The sequence below is a fragment of the Nocardioides sp. Z22_16 genome, assembly GCF_058134365.1.
In genome coordinates this window covers 789,902-809,130 of the sequence record NZ_JBYTTI010000001.1, presented here as the reverse complement: position 1 = coordinate 809,130, position 19,229 = coordinate 789,902, and the positions used below count along the sequence as shown (strand labels likewise).

Below are 19,229 nucleotides of genomic sequence, written 5' to 3'. Positions count from 1 at the left end.
CCTTTGGCCCTTTGGGAGGGGGGCCAACAAGGAGACGGACACCGGGCGATCCTTTCTCGGGTTGGTTCTTGGTTCGTCTCACGTGGCGCGGGCCGGGTCCCCCGCACGGCCCGCGCCACCACCTTCATCAAGGGCCAGTACCGAGAATCGGGTATATCCCGAACACCTGCGGCGGGGAAGGTGTCAAGCGAGTTGACGCTCGATCCGATGGCTGGGAGCCTCCGGCCCGGGAGGGAACGATGTTCGTCACCAGCACCGCACGCGCCTGGCTGCCCACGCTCGTGCTGGCGCTCGTAGGTCTGGCGCTGATGGGCGCCGCGCCGGCGTCCGCCGACGACTCGGGGTCGGAGCCCCGGGTCGTCGTCCAGTCGGCCCGGCTCGAGGGCGCGAGCTCGCTGGGCACCTGGTTCGGTGCTGCGGCCCGGCCGGTCCTCGAGCTCGTGCTCTACAACCAGGGTCAGAGCCCGCTCGTCCCCACACTCGACCTGGAGTGGCGCGACGGTAGCGGCTCCCCGAAGGACGTGGGGGTCCCGCCGCTGGGCGAGCTCGCCCCCGGCACCCGCGTCACGGTCGAGGTGCAGGTCGAGTTCGGGACGCTCGCCCACGGGAAGCACACCGTCTCCGGGGTCGTCGCAGCAGGCGGGCAGGAGAGCGCGGTCGACGCCTCGACCCGTCTCGTCCCCTGGGGGCTCTACGGGTTGCTCGTGGTCGCCCTGCTCGCGGGCTCGGCGCTGCGGACCCGGTGGGCGATGACGCAGCTGGACCGCGACGAGTCTGCCGACGAGGTCGCCCCGGCGCCGGTCGGCTCCCCGGTCGAGTCGCCGGTCGAGTCGCCGGTCGAGTCGCCGGTGGTCTCCGCCGAGGAGGTGGAGGCACGGGCGCTGGCTGCGATCGAGCGTTTCGCCGACGCCAGGGAGCAGGCGGCGGCCACGAGAGACGACGACATCGCCGTGCCTGCGCAGCGGGCGCCCGGGGGAGGGCGCCGCGCCGCCCGGTCGCACAAGGCGAGCACCCCCTGGCTGACCCGGCGCTGAGCCGGGCCGGCCAGGGGGTGGCGGTGCCGTCGGGTCAGGCGCGGAGGGTCTGGATCGCCTCGTGGATGCTCAGCGTGCGGCGGGCGGACTCGACGTGGAGGTTCTCCACCATCCGCCCGTTGTAGGTGACCACGCCGGACCCCTGACCGTCCTCCCAGGCCTGGATGAGCCCCTGGGCGTCGTCGACGGCCTGCGCGGACGGCGCGAACGCCTCGTTGGCGCCCTCGACCTGGCCCGGGTGGATCAGGGTCTTGCCGTCGAAGCCCAGCTGTCGGCCCTGCTCGCACTCGGCGAGGAAGCCCTCGGTGTCCTTGACGTTGTTGTAGACGCCGTCGATGACCGCGATGCCGGCGGCCCGTCCCGCCAGCAGGACGGTGTGCAGGCTGGGCAGGATCGGGGCCCGGCCCGGCACGTGCTCGGCGTAGAGCTCCTTGACCAGGTCGTTGGTGCCGAGCACGAAGGCGGTCAGCCGGTCGGACGCCCGGGCGATGGAGAGGCAGTCGAGGATCGCCACCGGGGTCTCGACCATCGCCCACAGCTTGGTGTGCTCCGGTGCGCCGGCCGCCTCCATCGCGGCGACGAGCTGCTCGACCTCGGCGGCGCTGTTGACCTTCGGCACCACGATCGCGGCGGGGCCGGCCTTGCTGGCGGCCGCGAGGTCGGCGTCGTGCCACTCGGTGCCGATCCCGTTGACCCGAATGGTGACGGTGCGCCGGCCGTACTCGCCGGAGGCGACCGCGGCGCAGGCGGCCTCGCGGGCGGCCGGCTTGGCGTCGGGGGCAACGGCGTCCTCGAGGTCGAGGATCAGAGCGTCGCACGGGATGCTCTTCGCCTTCTCCAGGGCCCGCTCGTTGGAGCTGGGCATGTAGAGGACGGAACGGAGCGGGGTGAACTGCGGGGTGGACTCACTCATGCCTGCACTCCTTCAACCTCGATGGCGTCGTACTGCTTCTTCAGCTCCGGGTCGATGGCTGCGAGCTCCTCGGCGAGCTGCACCATCACCTGGCACTGCTTGACCGAGGCGTCGTCCTCCATCTTGCCGTCGATCATCACCGCGCCGGTGCCGTCGCCCATCGCGGCGATCACCCGACGCGCGTGGGCGACGTCCTCCACGCTCGGGGAGAAGACGCGGTTGGCGATCTTGATCTGCACCGGGTGCAGGCTCCAGGCGCCGACGCAGCCGAGGAGGAAGGCGTTGCGGAACTGGTCCTCGCAGGCGACCGTGTCCTTGATGTCCCCGAACGGGCCGTAGTAGGGGTAGATGCCGTGCATCGCGCAGGCGTCGACCATCCGCGCGATCGTGTAGTGCCACAGGTCCTGCTGGTAGACCGTCCGGTCCGCGTCGTACTGCGTCTCACCGGCGTCGTTCCTCGGGGCGTCCGCCCGGACCAGGTAGCCGGGGTGGCCGCCGCCGACGCGGGTGGTCTTCATCCGGCGGTCGGCCGCCAGGTCGGCGGGGCCGAGGGAGAGGCCCTGCATCCGCGGCGAGGCGGCGCAGATCTCCTCGATGTTGGCCACCCCCCGCGCGGTCTCGAGGATGGCGTGGATCAGGATCGGCTTCTTGATCCCGGCCTTGGCCTCGAGCTGGGCGAGCAGCCGGTCGACGTAGTGGATGTCCTCGGCGCCCTGCACCTTCGGAACCATGATGACGTCGAGCTTGTCGCCGATCGCCGGCACCAGCGTGGTCAGGTCGTCGAGCACCCACGGGCTGTCGAGGGAGTTGATCCGGGTCCAGAACTGGGTGGGGCCGAAGTCGGTCTCCTGACCGATCTTCACCAGTCCCTCGCGCGAGAGCTCCTTGTTCTCGGCCTTGACGGCGTCCTCGAGGTTGCCCAGGAGCACGTCGACGGTGCCGACCATGTCGGGGACCTTGGCCGCCATCTTGGGGTTGCCCGGGTCGAAGAAGTGGATGGCGCGGCTGGGCCGGGCCGGGATCTCGCGCACCGGTGCGGGGGCACCGACGGCGAGCGGGGCGAAGAAGTCCTTGGCAGTGCGCATGAGGCGGAAGATAACAGCGCCCGGTCAGCCGGGAGCGGGGGCCTCGCACGGTGGACCGGTCGGCTCACGGCTCACGGCTCCCGGGTGCCGGGGTCGCGGCGGCGGCGCCGGAACCAGCGGCGCGACCGGTCGCGCCGCTGCGCGCGCTCCTCGGAGTCGGCGCGGGCCAGGGCGGCGCGCTGGGCCTCGATCCGCGCCGTACGCCGCTCGCGCCACCGCGCCGTCTCCGTCTCGACGTCGCGCTGCCGGGTGATCACCGGCGGGGCGGGCTGGTTGCCCACCGGCGGCGTGTAGATCGCCTTGCGGACGCTCGCGTTGAACTCCTCGACCTCGCGACGGACCTCCGACTCCACGGTGAGCCCGTCGAGTCGCTCGTCGAGCTGCGCGTCGTCCTTGCGCAGCTGCAGGGCCGGCGGCAGCACGCCGGTGACCTGTTCGCGCTCGACCAGCCTCTTGATCCACCAGTCGGGGTCGTGCTCGGCGCCCAGCCCCTCGATCGGCTTGCCGTAGCCGGGCAGGTCGTCGAAGTCGCCGCGCTCCATCGCGACGCGCAGCTGCTGCTCCACCCACTGGCCCTGGTGCTTGACCCGGGCAGCCGCCGCCGTGTCACCGGTGCGGGCGTCGCGTTCCGGCTCGCGTCGTGCGTGGTCGGGGCTCTCGTCGGCCATCACGACGACGGTAGCGTCCGGGCGGTTGACCGGCCTTCCGTAGAATCACCTCGGACGCGCCACCCCGCGCACCTTCGACGAGCCTCCCAGACCCGACGGGCGACCCTGTTGCTGATCCTGATCGCCGGACTCTTCGGTCTCTCCTTGGCGTGCCCTCCGATGGTCCTGGCATGGGGTCGCCGCGCCTTCCTGCCGGTCGCGGCGCTGGTGCTCGCCGGCACGGTCTGGGTGGCGACGCTGGGTCCGGCCGTGCTCGACGGCGAGCGTCGGGCGGAGAGCTGGAGCTGGGTGCCCAGCATCGGGATGGAGCTCTCCTTCTCGCTGGGAGCGCTGCAGTGGGTGCTGGCGATGGTCGTGCTGGGCGTCGGCGCCGTGGTGCTGGCCTACTGCACCTGGTACTTCCACGACGACAGTGCCGGGGTGCCCCGGTTCGCCGGCGTCCTCACCGCGTTCGTCGCCGCGATGCTGGGCCTGGTCCTCTCCGACGACCTGCTGCTCACCTACGTCTTCTGGGAGCTGACCACCGTCTTCTCCTTCCTGCTCATCGGCCACGACCCGGCGCGGCGCAGCAGCCGGCAGGCGGCCATCCAGGCGCTCCTGGTGACCACGCTGGGCGGCCTGGCGCTGCTCGTCGGGGCGATCCTCCTCGGCAGCGAGGCCGGCACCTACCAGATCAGCGCGATCCTGGCCGACCCGCCGAGCGGGACGGCGGTCACCGTCGCGGTCCACCTGCTGCTGGTCGGCGCGATCAGCAAGTCCGCCCTCCTGCCCTTCCACTTCTGGCTGCCCGCGGCGATGGCCGCACCGACCCCGGTGAGCGCCTACCTGCACGCCGCGTCCATGGTGAAGGCCGGCGTCTTCCTGGTGGCGCTGCTCGCCCCGGCCTTCGCCGACGTGGCCGGGTGGCGCTCGGTGCTGGTCGTCCTGGGCCTGGCCACCATGCTGCTGGGCGGGATCCGGGCGCTGGTCCAGCACGACCTCAAGCTGCTGCTGGCCTACGGCACGGTCAGCCAGCTCGGCTTCATGATCCTCGTGCTCGGCGTCGGCACCCGCAGCGCGACGCTGGCCGGGCTGGCGCTGCTGCTGGCCCACGCGCTCTTCAAGGCCTGCCTCTTCCTCGTCGTCGGTCTCATCGACCGCACCACCGGGACCCGTGACCTGCGCCGGCTCACCGGGCTCGCCCGGCGGATGCCGGTGGTGGCGCTCTCCGCGGCCGTGGCGGCGGCCTCGATGGCCGGCGTGCCCCCGCTGCTGGGCTACGTGGCCAAGGAGAGCGTCTTCGTCGCCCTGGTCGACGTGGCGCAGAAGGGCGACGGCACCGGGATGCCCGCCGCGGTGGGATGGCTGGTCCTGATCGGTGTGGTGCTGGGCTCGGTGCTCACCGTGGCCTACTCGGCCCGCTTCGTGTGGGGCGCCTTCGGCAACCGCGAGGTCAGCGAGGAGCTCGGCGTCCGGGCGGTGCCCCGCGGCTTCGCCGCCGGCCCCGTGCTGCTCGCGGCGCTCTCCCTGGGGCTCGGCTTCGCCGGCCACCAGCTCACCGAGCTGCTGGGGCTCCAGGCCGACCTGTTCCCGCCCGGCGCGCACGCGGCGGAGCTCTCCCTGTGGCACGGCGTGGGCCTCCCGCTGGGCGCCACCGTGGTCGCCCTGGTCCTCGGCGCGCTGCTCTTCGTGGCCCGCGAGGCGGTGCTGCGCTGGCAGCTCTCCTTCACCCACCAGCTCTCCCTGGAGCGGGCCTACCGGTGGACGATGCGATCGGTGGACCGCACCGCCGTGGAGGTCACCGGAGTGGTGCAGCGCGGCTCGGCGGCGGCCTACCTGGCGCTGATCCTGCTGGTGGTGGTGCTGGTGCCGGGGTCGACCCTGCTGCAGGCCGGCGACGTCATCCACGTGACCCTGTGGCAGTCCCCGGTGCAGGCGGGGATCGGCGCGGTGATCGCGGTCGCCGCGGTGATGGCCGCCCGCGCCCGGCGCCGGCTCCGGGCGGTGCTGCTCGCCGGGGCGACCGGCTACGGCACGGCCCTCTTCTTCGTCATCCAGGGGGCGCCCGACCTGGCGCTGACCCAGGTGCTCGTCGAGACGGTCACGGTGGTGGTCGCGGTGCTCGCCCTGCGCCGCCTGCCGGAGTACTTCACCGACCGGCCGCTCAGCCGGCGCCGCTATCTGCGGATCGCGCTCGGCCTGGGGGTCGCGGTCTCGGTCGCCGGCTTCCTGCTGGTCGGCGCCTCGTCGCGGACCGCCGAGCCGGTCTCCGCCGTCCTGCCCGAGCTGGCAGTCGACTACGGCGGCGGGCACAACATCGTCAACGTCATCCTGGTCGACGTCCGCGCCTGGGACACCCTGGGCGAGATCGCCGTCCTGGTCGCCGCCGCCACCGGCGTGGCCAGCCTGGTCTTCCTCGACACCCGGGGCGCCGGGATCCGCCGGATCCACGAGATCCCCTATCCAGCAGGTGTGCGCAAGGAGCCCAAGATCGCCGGGAAGCGCGCCTGGCTCCCCGCGCCGCGCACCCTGGCGCCGGAGAACCGCTCGATCATCTTCGAGGTGATCACCCGGCTGATCTTCCACACCATCCTGATGATCTCCATCTACCTGCTGCTGGCCGGCCACAACGACCCCGGAGGCGGGTTCGCCGCCGGGATGGTGACCGGGCTCGCCCTGGTGCTCCGCTACCTGGCCGGCGGTCGCTACGAGCTCGACGAGGCGGCCCCGGTCGACGCCGGCAAGCTGATCGGTGGCGGACTGGCGGTGGCCGCGGTGGCCGCGACCGTGCCGCTGGCCTTCGGGGCGGCGGTGCTGCAGACCGCGATCGTGGATCTCTCGGTCCCGCTGCTCGGCAAGGTCCACCTGGTCACCTCGGTCTTCTTCGACATCGGCGTCTACCTGGTGGTGGTCGGGCTGGTGCTCGACCTGCTCCGGGCGCTCGGCTCCCAGATCGACCGGCACATCATCCGTGACCTGCGCGCCGCCGAGACCGCCGAGACCGCCGGGAGCGAGAGCCGATGACCGACGTCAACCTCACCCTGGTGCTGACCTCCTCGGCGCTGATCGGCTGCGGGGTCTACCTGCTGCTCGAGCGGAGCCTCTCCCGGGTCCTGGTCGGCCTGATGATGATGGGCAACGGCGTCAGCATCGCCTTCCTCGTCTCCGGCGGCCCCGGCGGTGCGGCCCCGATCGTGGTCGAGGGGGCCGACGAGCCGCTCTCCGACCCGCTGCCCCAGGCGCTGGTGCTGACCGCCATCGTGATCACCCTCGCCACCGTCTCCTTCGTGCTGGCCATGGCCTACCGCAGCTGGCAGCTGACCGGGCACGACGACGTCCAGGACGACGTCGAGGACGCCATGATCCGACGGCTCGCGGCCTCCGACGTCACCTCCCAGGCCTACTCGGCGGCCAGCGACGACCCCGACGAGGTCGACCAGTCCAGTGACTTCGCAGAAGGAGAGCTCGTGGACGAGCCGGAGCCCGGCCTCGGCGCCGAGGGCGACGTGGCCGACGTGGCCCGGCGCGAGGAGCAGGACGGGGTGGGTCACCCATGAGCCTCCTGGTCCCGCTCCCCGTCCTGCTGCCGCTCCTCGGCGCCGGCATCAGCCTGGTGATGACCCACAAGCCGCGGCTCCAGCGCTGGCTCAGCGTGGTCGTGCTGCTCGCCAACGCGGTGATCGCGGCGGTGCTCCTCATCGAGGCCGACCAGTCCGGCCCGCAGGTGATGTGGGTGGGGCAGTGGCCCGAGACCGTCGGGATCGTGCTGGTCGCCGACCGGCTCGCCGCGCTCATGGTGCTGGTCAGCTCGCTGGTGACCCTGGCGGTCCTCGGCTACTCGATCGGGCAGGGCATGGTCGAGGACGAGGAGTCCGCGCCGCTGTCGATCTACCACCCGACGTTCCTGGTGCTGGTCGCCGGCGTCGCCAACGCCTTCCTGGCCGGCGACCTCTTCAACCTCTTCGTCAGCTTCGAGATGCTGCTCTTCGCCAGCTACGTGCTGCTGACGCTGGGCGGCACCGGCCCCCGGATCCGGGCCGGCACCATCTACGTCCTGGTGGCGCTGCTGTCGTCCTCGCTCTTCCTCATCTCGATCGCCGCGACCTACGCCGCCACCGGCACGCTGACCATGGCGCACCTCGCCGAGCGGGTCGCCGACCTGCCCCCGCACGTCTCGCTGATGCTCCAGCTGCTGCTGCTGACCACCTTCGCCATCAAGGCGGCGATCTTCCCGCTCTCGTTCTGGCTGCCGGACAGCTACCCCACCGCGCCGGCCCCGGTGACGGCGGTCTTCGCCGGCCTGCTGACCAAGGTCGGCATCTACGCGATCCTGCGCATGCAGATGCTGATCTTCCCGCACAGCCCGTTGACCGACCTGCTGCTCTGGGTGGCGCTGCTGACGCTGGTCATCGGGATCCTGGGAGCCATCGCGCAGTCCGACATCAAGCGCATGCTCTCCTTCACCCTGGTCAGCCACATCGGCTACCTGGTGCTGGGGATCGCCGTCGCCGGGGCGGCGGGGGCGTCAGCGACGATGTTCTACGTCGTCCACCACATCACCGTCCAGACCGCGCTCTTCCTCGTCATCGGCCTCGTCGAACGCCGCGCCGGCAGCACCTCCCTGGTGCGGATCGGGGGACTCGCCCGGATCGCGCCGCTGCTGGGGGTGCTCTTCTTCATCCCGGCGATGAACCTGGCCGGCATCCCGCCGTTCTCGGGCTTCATCGGCAAGGTCGGGCTGCTCCAGGCGGCCCAGGAGCTCGGCACCCCCCTGGCCTGGACGCTGATCGTCGCCGGGGTGGCCACCAGCCTGCTCACCCTGTACGCCGTGGCCAAGACCTGGGCCGTCGCCTTCTGGCGCACCCCGCTCGAGGCGCACGAGGCGCTCGCGGAGATCGAGGACGTCGGCGCGGACCCGCTGCCGGGCCACGACACCCGGCCCCGGGTCGAGCACCGCGGCCACGTGCACACCGCCGGCGGGGTGCTCACCGCGCAGGTGCTCTCGGAGTCGCGCAGGCTGGTCGACGACGACGAGCCCGAGCGTGACTTCTACCAGCTGATCGAGGCCGGTGAGGACTCCCGCACCACCCCGCCCAGCATGACCGCCCCCGCCGCGGCCCTGGTGGTGCTCTCGCTGCTGCTGACCGTGGTGGCCGGGCCACTCTTCGAGTTCACCGACCGCGCCGCCCGCGACCTCGTCGAACGGACGCCGTACCTCTCGGCCGTCCTCCCGGAGAGCGGCCAGTGAGCCCGCGCACGCGCATCCGGCGCGACGGCACGGTGCGGCCGGCCCGCTACCGCCCGCTCCAGCCCTTCGCCCTGATCTGGCTCACGCTGGTGTGGCTGGCGCTGTGGGGCGGCGTGACGCCCCTCCTGGTCGCCTCCGGGGTGCTCGTCGCGGTGCTGGTCTGCCTCGCGTTCCCGCTGCCGCCGGTGCGGCTCGAGGCCAGGGTCCACCCGCTCCGCCTGCTCCAGCTGACGCTGCGGTTCGCGGTCGACGTGGTCCGGGCCAGCATCGACGTCACCCGCGTCGTGCTGCGGCGCCGTCCGGTCCGCAACGCGGTGATCGCGGTCAACCTGCACAGCTCCTCGGACTTCGTGCTCACCGGCGTGGCCGCCATGCTGAGCCTGGTGCCGGGCTCGGTCGTGGTCGAGGCACGCCGGTCCACCCACACCCTCTACCTGCACGTCCTCGACGTGCCCGACGTCGAGGCCGCCGAGCGGTTCCGGCGCGACGCGCTCGCGGTCGAGGCCCGCTTCCTGGCGGCGTTCGAGCCGATCACCGAGGAGGTGGCCCGATGACCGTCGTGCTCATGGTGGCCGCGGCGATCCTGGTGGTGGCCGCCGCCCTGCTGATCTTCCGGGTGACGGTCGGCCCCACCATCCTGGACCGCAGCATGGCGCTCGACGTGATGATGTCGGTGATGGTCTGCGGGATGGCGGTCTGGTCGGCGCAGCAGGAGAGCGTCGTGGCGCTCCCCGCCCTCCTCTGCCTGGCCGCCGTCGGGTTCGTCGGCTCGGTGGCGGTCGCCCGCTACGCCAGCGGCGTGGACGACGTGGAGGCCGAGAACGACCAGCAGGAGGAAGGTGGTCAGCCGTGAGCATCGAGACCGTGCTGGACGTGGCCGCGGCCGTCTGCCTGCTGGTGGGAGCGGGGTTCGCCCTGGTCGCGGCCATCGGCGTGGTCCGGCTGCCCGACCTGCTGAGCAGGATGCACGCCGCGACCAAGCCGCAGGTGATCGGCCTCTCCTTCGTGGTGCTGGGGCTGGCGCTGCGGCTGCGCGACCCGTCGGTGCTCGGCATGCTGGCGCTGGTGGTGATCCTCCAGATGGCCACCAGCGTGGTCTCCAGCCACATGGTGGGCCGGGCCTCCTTCCGGGCCGGTCAGGTGCGTGAGGACCTGCTGGTCGTCGACGAGCTCACCGAGAGCACCCACGACTGGGAGGGCGTCCGAGGCGCTCCCTGAGCCCCTCGCCGGTCACCAGTGGCCGCGGTGCACCACGTCGTCGAGCGGCCGGCGCCGGCGCCGGCTCGGTGAGCCGCCGGGCGCGGCGGCCGGGTCGGGGTGCCCGACGGTGACCGCTCCCAGCGGCATGTGGTCGGCCGGCACCCCGAACTCCTCGCGGAACGCCGTCACCCGCTCGGGAGGGATGCCGAAGAAGCACGCCCCCAGCCCCTCGTCCACCGCGGTCTGCAGGATCAGCAGCGCGGCCATCCCGGTGTCGACGTACCACCACGGGACCGGCCAGCGCTCCTCGTCGTCGGGGTCCCACCCCTTGTCGGCCTGGGCGTAGCGCTCCACGTAGGCGTCACGGCAGGCCAGCGGCACCAGGACCACCGGGGCGGTCCGCATGCCGTCGAGCCAGGCGTTGCTGGCGTCCGGGTCGGGGGAGGTGGCGCGCCAGAAGCGGGCGACGTCCTCGGGACGGTCCAGCCGCAGGAACGCCCAGCCCTGGGAGAAGCCCGCGCTGGGGGCCCGGACGGCGTGCGCGAGCATCCGGTCCACCTGCTCCGGGGCGACGGGGGTGTCGGCGTACCGGCGGACCATGCGGCGGCGGCGTACCACCTCGGAGAGCTCCACCCGCCCATCCTCCCGTGTCCTGCCTGCGTCGTGTCGATTGACCCCGGTCGCCGCGCGCGGTGCACTGGGCTCGTGACCTTCGAGGAGACGTGGCCGACGCCGGCGCCTGGCCCCGACACCTCCTACCTGCTGGAGCGGGCCTGGATCGGCGGCGAGTTCCGCGACGAGGTGCTGGTGGAGGTGACGGGCGGCCGCTTCTCGCGGGTGGAGGTGTCCCACGAATCCCCGCCTAGCCGGGGGACTACAGGGTTAGTGGGGCATACAGACCCCACTAACCCTGCACATCCCCGCCCAGGCGGGGATCCACCCGAGCCCACCCGCCGCCCCGGGGTGACGCTCCCGGGCCTGGCCAACACCCACAGCCACGCCTTCCACCGGGCCCTCCGCGGCCGCACGCACCGCGGCGGCGGCTTCCCGGGGTGGCGCGAGCGGGTGTACGACGTCGCCGGGCGGCTCGACCCGGACTCCCTGTTCGAGCTGGCCCGGGGGGTCTACCGGGAGATGGCGGCGGCGGGGATCACCGTGGTGGGGGAGTTCCACCACCTGCACCACCAGCCCGGCGGCAAGCCCTACGACGACCCGAACCTGATGGGAACGGTCCTGGCGGAGGCGGCCCGCGAGGCCGGTATCCGGATCACGCTGCTGGACTCCTGCTACCTCGCGGGCGACTTCGGGGAGCCGGTGGAGGGGGTCCGGCTCCGCTACAGCGACGGTGACGCCGAGCAGTGGGCGCTGCGCCGGGAGGCGCAGGAGAAGTCCCTCGCCGGGCTCGACCACGCGCGGGTCGGGGCGGCGATCCACTCCGTGCGGGCGGTGCCACGCGACCAGCTGCGCCTCGTCGCGGAGGCGGCAGCCGGGCGGCCGCTCCACGTCCACCTCTCGGCGCGGCCGGCGGAGAACGAGGCCTGCCGGGCGGCGTACGGCGTCTCCCCGACGCGGCTGCTGCACGAGGCGGGGGTGCTGGGTCCCCGCACCAGCGCGGTGCACGCCACCCACGTGGACACCTGGGACGTCGGCCTGCTCGGCGTCACCGGCACCACGGTCGCGCTCTGCCCGACCACCGAGCGCGACCTGGCCGACGGGGTGGGGCCCGCCCGTCGCCTCCTCGAGGCCGGCTCCCCGATCACCCTGGGCTCGGGCAGCCAGGCGGTGGTCGACCTCTTCGAGGAGATGCGGGCGGTGGAGCTGCACGAGCGGCTGGCCACCCAGCGGCGCGGCCACTGGCGGGCCGAGGAGCTGGTGGCCGCGGCGGTGGGGGGCCACGCCTCCCTGGGCTGGGACGACGCCGGCGAGATCGCGGTGGGTCGCCGGGCCGACCTGGTCACCCTCGACAGCCGCAGCGTCCGGACCGCCGGCACCGGCGCGGACGCGGACACCATCGTCTTCGCCGCCGCGGCGGCCGACGTCACCCACGTCGTCGTCGACGGCTGGGTGGTCGCCCGCGAGGTCGCCGAGGTGGGCCACGAGCTCGACGACGTGGTCCGCCGCCTCCTCGCCTAGGTCGGCGCACCGCCGGCCTCTGAGGTAGCAGCCGCCGGCGGCCGCCCCCGGAATAGGGCACACGTCCGATGTGCGGGCCTACCTCAGCCGCGGAGTCTCTTCCTCATCATCACCGAGGGAAGGACGATCAGATGTACGGCAACGACGAGTTCATCCGCAGCGAGACCGCCTACCGGACCGAGCGGGTCCGCCGGGCCTGGGGCCCGCGGCGCCGCAAGGGCGACGCGCGGGGCGTACGCCGCTGGCAGGGGCCGCTGCGGGGCGCCGGGGAGATGCGCTGACCTGCGCGTGTCGGCGGGGCACGTCATGATGGACGACGTGCCTCACCGCAGCGTCGAGATGGTCGGACGCGAGGCCGAGCTGGCAGAGCTCTGCGCCCGGCTCGGCATCGCGGCACCGCCCACGCCCCCCACTCCTCCCACGACCGCGCTCCTGCTCGGCGGCGACGCCGGCGTGGGCAAGACCAGGTTGCTGACCGAGCTGCGCGACCGGGCCGTGGAGGCGGGGTGGCGGGTGGTGGCCGGGCACTGCCTCGACCTCTCCGACTCGGCTCTGCCCTATCTCCCCTTCTCCGAGATCCTCGGCCGGCTCTCCACCGAGGTCCCGGCCGTCGTCGAGACGACGATGAGCGACCGCCCCGTGCTGCGCCATCTCCAGCCCGGCCGCCGGGTGCGCTCGGGGGGCGACACCGGGGCCGACGGCTCGCTCGAGCGGGGTGACCTCTACGAGGCGATGCACGTCCTGCTGGATCGCGCCGCCGAGAGCCTGCCCATGCTCGTGGTCGTCGAGGACGCCCACTGGGCCGACCAGTCGACCCGGGACCTGCTCAGCTTCCTCTTCGCCCGGACCTTCGCCGGCCGGGTCGCGGTGGTCGTCTCCTACCGGGTCGACGACCTGCACCGCCGTCACCCCTTGCGCCGCCAGGTGGCGGAGTGGTCGCGGCTGCGGGTCGACCGGATGGTGCTGGAGCCGCTGGACGCCGGTGCGGTGCGCTCGCTGGTGCGGGCCCTGCACCCCGACCCGATCACCGAGACCGACCTCGACGACATCATCGCCCGCGCCGAGGGCAACGCCTTCTTCGTGGAGGAGCTGGTGGGGGCGACCCGGGCCACCGGAGGCGTGCCGGCCGACCTCGCCGACCTGCTGCTGGTCCGGCTCGACCGGCTCGACGACGACACCCAGGAGGTGGTCCGCACCGCCGCGGTCGCCGGCCGCCGGGTGGGGCACGACCTGCTCGCCGCGGTCTCGGGGCTCGACGAGCGGGCGCTCGAGGGGGCGCTGCGCACGGCCGTCGAGCGGCACGTGCTGGAGGCGGGGCGCGGCGACACCTACTCCTTCCGCCACGCACTGCTGGCCGAGGCGGTCTACGACGACCTGCTGCCCGGCGAGCGGGTGCGCCGGCACGCGGCGTACGCCCGGGTGCTGCAGGCCGGGCAGGCTCCCGGGACCTCCGCCGAGCTCGCCCGGCACGCCCGCCTCGGCCAGGACCTGCCGACCGCGCTGCGCGCCAGCGCCGAGGCGGGAGCGGCCGCGATGCAGGTGGGCGGCCCCGACGAGGCGGCCCAGCACTACCTGCACGCGCTCGAGCTGGCCGCCGATCCGGCCCTGGTGGCGGGACTGGAGGAGGAGGTCGGGATCGGTCACGCCGACCTCGTGCTCCGCGCCAGCGACGCCCTCACCGGCGCGGGCCACGCCCAGCGTGCCCAGGCGCTGCTCCGCTCCACGCTGGCCGACCTGCCCGCCGACGTCGGCGCCGTCGACCACGGCCGGATCCTCTCCCAGCTGGCGATCAACATCTACCAGTTCGAGGAGAACGACGACGAGCTCGAGATGATCCGCCGGGCGATGGCGCTCGTCGCCGATGGCACCGAGGCGCAGCAGGTGCGCACGTACGCGATCTACGCCCGCATCCTCGCCGGGCACCGCTTCGAGGAGGAGGCCCGCGAGGTCGGCGCCGCCGCCCTCGCGATGACCCAGCGGCTCGACATGCCCAGGCTCAGCGCCGACATCCTGACCACCCTCGCCGGCCTGCGCCAGGGAGAGCTCGGCGACGACGTGGTCGAGGCGATGGGCGAGGTCATCGCCCAGGCCCGGGCCAGCGGCGCGGTCAAGGCCGAGATGCGCGGCCACTACACGCTCGGGCGGCTGCACCAGGACCGCGGCGAGCTCGAGGAGGCGGTGGCGCTCTTCGACGCGGGGCTCGCGCTCGGGCGCGAGGTGGGCCTGCGGTGGGCGCCGTACTCCTTCGACGCGCTGGTGATGGCCACCGCGGCGCGCTACGTGCGGGGCCGCTGGGACGAGGTCCTGGCGGCGGCCGCGCAGGCCCGGCAGGCGCCGTCGCCGCTGATCGTCGCGGCCCTGGACACCTTCGGAGCGGCGGTGGGCGCCGCCCGGGGGGAGCGCGGCACCGCCGATCGGCTGGCGGCGCTGCGCGACTTCTGGACGCAGGACGGCCTGGTCGCCCTGCACGCCGCCGGTGCGGAGCTGGAGCTGGCCGAGCAGTCCGGCGACGCCGCGGCGGCCCTGGCCACCTACGGCCAGGTCGTGGGCGACCTCGGCCGGCTGTGGCGCGGGCTCTTCCAGGCCCGGCTCCGGCTTGCCGCGCAGTCGCTCGGGGTGCTCGGGACGGCCGCGGCCCGCCAGTCCGCGGCCGAGCGCGAGGAGCATCGCCCCGACGCCGACCGACTGCTGGACGACGGCCACCGGGTGGTCGGCTACCTGCACGACGAGGACCTAACCTACGGGCCGGAGACCCGCGCCTGGGCTGTCCTGCTGGAGGCCGAGCACCTGCGCTGGCGCTGGCTCGCGCAGGTGGACCCGCCCGGGAGCGAGCCGGTCCGGTGCGCCGAGCTGCTGGCGGCCTGGCGTCGCGCCGAGACCGAGCTCGCCGCCTTCGGCCACGTGCACGAGCTGGCCAGGGCACGGCTCCGGCTGGTGGAGGTGCTGCGTCAGGAGGGGGACCTGGAGACTGCCCGTGAGGTGGCCGACCAGGTGCGGGAGGCGGCCGCGCTGCTCGACGCCCCGCCGCTGCTGGCCGCGCTCCAGGCGCTCGGGGTGGCGCCGCAGGGCAGGGCACCCGCCGGTCGGGGCGGCGAGCCCGGCGGGGAGGCGCTCACCCCGCGCGAGCGGGAGATCCTCGCCCTGGTCGCCGAGGGGCGCAGCAACGGCGAGATCGGCAAGCAGCTCTTCATCGCGACCAAGACGGTCAGCGTCCACGTCTCCAACATCCTCGGCAAGCTCGGCGCGGCCTCGCGGACCGAGGCGGCCGCCGTGGCTCGCCGCCGGGGGCTGCTGACCTGAGGTCGGGCAGAATCGGCCGGGTGCCGCCCTCCGCAGACCCCGACCCGACCTTCCGCTGCACGACCGCCAGTCGCCACGACGGGGAGCCGCTGGCCGGGACCGCGCCCACCGAGCGGGCCTTCCTCTTCGTGGAGTACGCCGGCGCCTGGGGTCGTCAGGCGCTCACCGAGAGCCGGCTGCCCGACGAGGTCCGCACCCTGCTCGACGGCCTCGCCGGGGTGCGGGTCCAGCTGATCCGCCGCCACGGCGGCGTCTCCGGGCCGGGGGTCCGGGTCTTCACCGTCGTGGTGGAGCCCGAGCGGGTGAGCATCGAGACGACCGTGCTGGGCGGGGCCGGCGAGCTGCTGGGCGTCGACACCGCGGCCCTGGCGGCGGGCCGCAGCCCCGGCCTCACGCCGTACGACAAGGAGCTGCTCCTGGTCTGCACCAACGGACGTCGCGACCTGTGCTGCGCCGAGCGCGGCCGCCCGGTCGTCGCCTCGCTCTCGGGCCGGTGGCCGGAGGAGACCTGGGAGACCACCCACCTGGGTGGGCACCGCTTCTCCGCCACGATGATCGCCTTCCCCAGCGCGGTGACCCTGGGGCGCCTCGACCCGGAGTCCGCGGTGCTGGCGGTCGAGGAGCTGGCGGCCGGCCGGCACCCGATCGGCTTCTCCCGCGGCCGAGCCGGGATGAGCGGGGCCGCCCAGGCGGCCCAGCTGCACGTGATCGAGCAGACCGGTCTCGACGGCCTGGGAGACGTGGTGGTCGTCGGGGAGCAGGACGGGGTGGTGCGGCTGCTCGCCGACGGCGCCCCCTGGCAGGCGGGCGTGGTCACCCGGCCGGGCGAGCCCCGCCGCCAGAGCTGCGCCGACCTGACGGCCAAGCCGGTCCCCGTCCACGAGGTGCTGGCGGCCGGCCCGGTGCCATCTGGGCCGAGCAGGTGACCTGGTTCGGGTCGGGGTGGAACAATGACCGGGACCGACCCCCGACCGGCCAGACCGGCCAGACCGAGCAGGAGCACCAGGTGAGCGACCGTCCCGAGTCCGAGGAGCGTCCCGTCCTCGCCGGACTGCTCGCCCTGGGTGGGGTGGCCCTGGTCGTCGGCGTCCTCGCCGGCGTCATGGTCCTGGTGGGCACCAAGCTGCTCGGCCTCGGCGGGGGCGACGGTGACTCCGTCGCCGGCGCCACGGCCGGCGAGACGCTGACGTTGCCGGAGTTCTCCGAGACGGCCAGTCCGAGCGGTCCCCAGATCACCCTGGACGCCAACGGCCCGGTCCCGACCGGCTCGGTGACTGCGGCCCCCGAGACTCCCGTGGAGTCCGAGACCCCGGCCGCCGAGAAGGCGATCACCCTCACCGCGGGCCAGGCGGCCGTCGGCGCGATGCAGCAGATCGACCTGAGCGGCACCTACACGCAGGGGGCCGGCGCGATCCTCCAGGTGCAGCGCTTCGAGAACGGCGAGTGGAGCAACTTCCCGGTCACCGTCTCGGTCGACGGGGAGAGCTTCGGGACCTACGTGATGACCGGCCAGACCGGCGAGAACAAGTTCCGCGTCGTCGACTCCGAGAGCGGGCTGGAGTCCAACGAGGTCGTCGTCCAGGTCGGCTGACCGCCCCCTATCCGCGTGTCCGGCCGTCGAGGCGGGCGGTCCAGAAGCCGACCCACGCCGTTCCGCCGACCATCAGCAGACCGATCAGCAGGGCTGCCCCCGCCAGCGGGACCACCGCGGCCGCCGCGCTCACCAGCAGCGGCCCGCCGCTGACGCCCAGGTCGCCGCAGAGGCGCCACGCCCCCAGGAACTGTGCCCGCCCCTGTGCCGGGGCGGCGTCGGCCCCCAGGGTCATCACGATGCCCGACCCCAGCCCGTTGCCGACCGCCATGAGGACCATCACCCCGGTGACCCCCCAGGGCCCGGTGGCCAGCGGCAGCAGCAGGCAGGCCACCGCGGCCGACGCCACCACCGGGACCGCGACCACCGCCCGGCCGCGGGTGTCCATCAGCCAGCCGCCCGGATAGAAGAGGGCGACGTCGACGGCCGCGGCGACGGCGAAGACCAACGAGGTGGTGCTCGCGCTCATCCCCACGTGCTCGGCCCACAGCGGGAGGAGCGCTCCGCGCAGCGACCGGCTGGTGCTGATCACCACCACGGCGACCCCCAGGGTGGCCAGCACCCGTCGGTGTCCCCGGACCACCGCTCGCACCGAGACATGACCGGTCTCCCGGGCGCGGGCCCGGTCGTCGGCGCCGAGGTCGGGCACCAGCCGCGCGAGCACGGCGCTGGCCAGCGACATGAGCGCGGCCAGCACGAAGACGAGCCGCAGGTCCCCCAGGTGGATCAGCCCCGCGCCGATCAGCGGGCCCACCAGCACGCCCACCCGCTGGCTGCCGCCGAGGGCCGCGAGGGCCCGGGCCCGGTAGGCCAGCGGGACGACGTCGATCATGAAGCCCTGGCGGGCGACCAGGAAGGTGGTCCAGGCCATGCCGCTGACCGTCACCGCGACGGCCAGGCCCACCAGGCTGTCGGTGAGGGCCGCCCCGGCCATCGCGCCGGCGTCGGCGAAGCCGGCCAGGAAGAGCGCCCGCCGCTCCCCGATCCGGGCGATCAGCGCCCCGATCGGCAGCGCGGTCGCCAGGCTCCCCAGCCCGAGCAGGGCGACCACGAAGGCGGCGGTCGGCACGTCGGCGCCCAGGTCGCGGGCGTGCAGCGCCAGCACGGGGAGGACGGCGCCGTGCCCGATCGAGTTGACGATCGTCGGGCCGTACGCCGTGAGGGCGACGTCCCGCAGCCGGAAGCCGGGCGACCCGCCGGGGCCGGGGCGCGAGGTGTCGGGCATGGCGCGGATTCTGCCGCACCGGCCGGGCGCCTCAGCCCTTGCGGAACTCGATCCAGTCGATCCGGCCGGAGAAGTAGTCGCAGGTGATGCGCCGGGCGTCGCAGGCGCTCTTGCCGCCGAGGGAGAGTGGGCGGTCGTTGCGGATCACGCCGGTCGCCCCCCAGGCGCGCGGCTGGGCCACCCCGTCGACCCACATCTGCACCCACTCGGGCGTGCGGACGCAGGTGAGCGTGTGCCAGCCGGGGGAGAGGCGGGCGCCCTCCTCGAACCCGTCGAGGTAGCCGGTGCGGGTCCGCCCGTCGGCCCCGCGGAACATGCAGCGCGGTGCCCGCTCGGGGTTCTCCAGCTTCCAGTAGCCGCCCGGGGCCTCGCCCTGACCCTTCTGCATGACGTTCCCGAAGCGGTGCCGGGTCTGGTAGCGCAGGGTGAAGGAGAACGACGCCGAGCCGGGGTTGAGCAGCCGGTGCAGCCGGCGCCCGGCCGGCAGCAGGTCGACGTGGCCGGGGAAGACCCCCGAGTGCGGCTGGACCCACTCGAAGAGGTGGTGGCGGCCGGTGGTGGTGACGTCCGCGCCGACCTCCCCGGTCAGGCCGCCCACCGCGTCGCGGAAGACCGTCGCCCCCGGTGTCTCGTCGAGCTCGAACCGTGCCACCAGCGGCAGGTCGGGGGGCGCCTGGGCGGCGGTGGTCTCCTCCCGGTCGCGGCCCTCGGCGCCGCCGGGCCCGTCGGTGTCGTCGTACGCCGCGAGGAGGACCGCGCTGGCCACCGCCAGGCCGGCCAGCAGCACGAGCACCAGGCCCAGGCCCACCAGGCCGGCCGGCCGGCCTCGGAGCAGCTGCATCCGGTCACGGTA

18 protein-coding genes are annotated in these 19,229 nt (G+C 73.9%); 12 read left to right on the top strand and 6 right to left on the bottom strand.

The features are described from left to right. The first annotated feature begins 239 nt into the window (after positions 1-239). Positions 240-1,034, top strand: coding sequence for a hypothetical protein (locus AC3X7R_RS03890; protein ID WP_489964246.1), 795 nt, complete (start codon positions 240-242; stop codon positions 1,032-1,034). 34 nt (positions 1,035-1,068) lie between these two features. On the opposite strand, the gene AC3X7R_RS03885 is transcribed toward AC3X7R_RS03890, so the two are convergent. From AC3X7R_RS03885 to AC3X7R_RS03875, 3 genes are all read right to left on the bottom strand, one after another. Continuing rightward, positions 1,069-1,947, bottom strand: coding sequence for an HpcH/HpaI aldolase/citrate lyase family protein (locus tag AC3X7R_RS03885; RefSeq protein WP_489964245.1), 879 nt, complete (start codon positions 1,945-1,947; stop codon positions 1,069-1,071). Then, positions 1,944-3,032 carry an HpcH/HpaI aldolase/citrate lyase family protein gene (locus AC3X7R_RS03880; protein ID WP_489964244.1) on the bottom strand — a complete coding sequence of 363 codons (1,089 nt, stop codon included), beginning with the start codon at positions 3,030-3,032 and terminating at the stop codon, positions 1,944-1,946. The genes AC3X7R_RS03885 and AC3X7R_RS03880 overlap by 4 nt, the downstream gene beginning before the upstream one ends. Before the next feature lie 71 nt (positions 3,033-3,103). Then, the gene (locus AC3X7R_RS03875) at positions 3,104-3,700 is read right to left on the bottom strand and encodes a DnaJ family domain-containing protein (protein ID WP_489964243.1); all 597 of its coding nucleotides are present in this window, start codon (positions 3,698-3,700) and stop codon (positions 3,104-3,106) included. A 108-nt stretch (positions 3,701-3,808) separates the two neighbouring features. On the opposite strand from AC3X7R_RS03875, the gene AC3X7R_RS03870 reads away from it, so the two are divergent. The 6 genes from AC3X7R_RS03870 to mnhG are packed head-to-tail and all read left to right on the top strand — an operon-like array spanning position 3,809 to position 10,145. Further along, complete coding sequence (locus AC3X7R_RS03870) at positions 3,809-6,703, top strand: Na+/H+ antiporter subunit A (protein WP_489964242.1); 2,895 nt, start codon at positions 3,809-3,811, stop codon at positions 6,701-6,703. Next, positions 6,700-7,236 carry a Na(+)/H(+) antiporter subunit C gene (locus AC3X7R_RS03865; protein ID WP_489964241.1) on the top strand — a complete coding sequence of 179 codons (537 nt, stop codon included), beginning with the start codon at positions 6,700-6,702 and terminating at the stop codon, positions 7,234-7,236. The genes AC3X7R_RS03870 and AC3X7R_RS03865 overlap by 4 nt, the downstream gene beginning before the upstream one ends. After that, the gene (locus tag AC3X7R_RS03860; RefSeq protein WP_489964240.1) at positions 7,233-8,927 is read left to right on the top strand and encodes a Na+/H+ antiporter subunit D; all 1,695 of its coding nucleotides are present in this window, start codon (positions 7,233-7,235) and stop codon (positions 8,925-8,927) included. The genes AC3X7R_RS03865 and AC3X7R_RS03860 overlap by 4 nt, the downstream gene beginning before the upstream one ends. Continuing rightward, on the top strand, positions 8,924-9,481 hold the full coding sequence (locus AC3X7R_RS03855; RefSeq protein WP_489964239.1) for a Na+/H+ antiporter subunit E: 558 nt from the start codon (positions 8,924-8,926) through the stop codon (positions 9,479-9,481). The genes AC3X7R_RS03860 and AC3X7R_RS03855 overlap by 4 nt, the downstream gene beginning before the upstream one ends. Continuing rightward, positions 9,478-9,780, top strand: a complete 303-nt coding sequence (locus tag AC3X7R_RS03850; protein WP_489964238.1) for a monovalent cation/H+ antiporter complex subunit F — start codon at positions 9,478-9,480, stop codon at positions 9,778-9,780. The genes AC3X7R_RS03855 and AC3X7R_RS03850 overlap by 4 nt, the downstream gene beginning before the upstream one ends. Continuing rightward, entirely contained in the window at positions 9,777-10,145 is a 369-nt protein-coding gene (gene mnhG / locus AC3X7R_RS03845; RefSeq protein WP_489964237.1) for a monovalent cation/H(+) antiporter subunit G, read from the top strand. The genes AC3X7R_RS03850 and mnhG overlap by 4 nt, the downstream gene beginning before the upstream one ends. 12 nt (positions 10,146-10,157) lie before the next feature. Here the strand turns inward: mnhG and AC3X7R_RS03840 are convergent, their stop codons facing one another. Next, positions 10,158-10,760 (bottom strand): nitroreductase family protein, encoded by a 603-nt coding sequence (locus AC3X7R_RS03840; protein WP_489964236.1) that lies wholly within the window; start codon positions 10,758-10,760, stop codon positions 10,158-10,160. A 72-nt stretch (positions 10,761-10,832) separates the two neighbouring features. Between AC3X7R_RS03840 and AC3X7R_RS03835 the strand changes: the two genes are divergently transcribed. From AC3X7R_RS03835 to AC3X7R_RS03815, 5 genes are all read left to right on the top strand, one after another. Then, positions 10,833-12,260 (top strand): formimidoylglutamate deiminase, encoded by a 1,428-nt coding sequence (locus tag AC3X7R_RS03835; protein ID WP_489964235.1) that lies wholly within the window; start codon positions 10,833-10,835, stop codon positions 12,258-12,260. Positions 12,261-12,391: 131 nt separating this feature from the next. After that, positions 12,392-12,541 (top strand): hypothetical protein, encoded by a 150-nt coding sequence (locus tag AC3X7R_RS03830; RefSeq protein WP_489964234.1) that lies wholly within the window; start codon positions 12,392-12,394, stop codon positions 12,539-12,541. A 37-nt stretch (positions 12,542-12,578) separates the two neighbouring features. After that, positions 12,579-15,560, top strand: coding sequence for a helix-turn-helix transcriptional regulator (locus AC3X7R_RS03825; RefSeq protein WP_489964233.1), 2,982 nt, complete (start codon positions 12,579-12,581; stop codon positions 15,558-15,560). Positions 15,561-15,580: 20 nt separating this feature from the next. Continuing rightward, complete coding sequence (locus AC3X7R_RS03820; RefSeq protein ID WP_489964232.1) at positions 15,581-16,486, top strand: ferredoxin family protein; 906 nt, start codon at positions 15,581-15,583, stop codon at positions 16,484-16,486. Between the two features lie 80 nt (positions 16,487-16,566). Continuing rightward, the gene (locus AC3X7R_RS03815) at positions 16,567-17,151 is read left to right on the top strand and encodes a hypothetical protein (protein WP_489964231.1); all 585 of its coding nucleotides are present in this window, start codon (positions 16,567-16,569) and stop codon (positions 17,149-17,151) included. 7 nt (positions 17,152-17,158) lie between these two features. Here AC3X7R_RS03815 and AC3X7R_RS03810 read toward each other — a convergent pair whose 3' ends face one another. Together AC3X7R_RS03810 and AC3X7R_RS03805 are read right to left on the bottom strand one after the other, a co-directional pair. Next, the gene (locus AC3X7R_RS03810; RefSeq protein WP_489964230.1) at positions 17,159-18,376 is read right to left on the bottom strand and encodes an MFS transporter; all 1,218 of its coding nucleotides are present in this window, start codon (positions 18,374-18,376) and stop codon (positions 17,159-17,161) included. Positions 18,377-18,407: 31 nt separating this feature from the next. After that, entirely contained in the window at positions 18,408-19,217 is an 810-nt protein-coding gene (locus AC3X7R_RS03805) for a hypothetical protein (RefSeq protein WP_489964229.1), read from the bottom strand. Between the last annotated feature and the right edge of the window lie 12 nt (positions 19,218-19,229).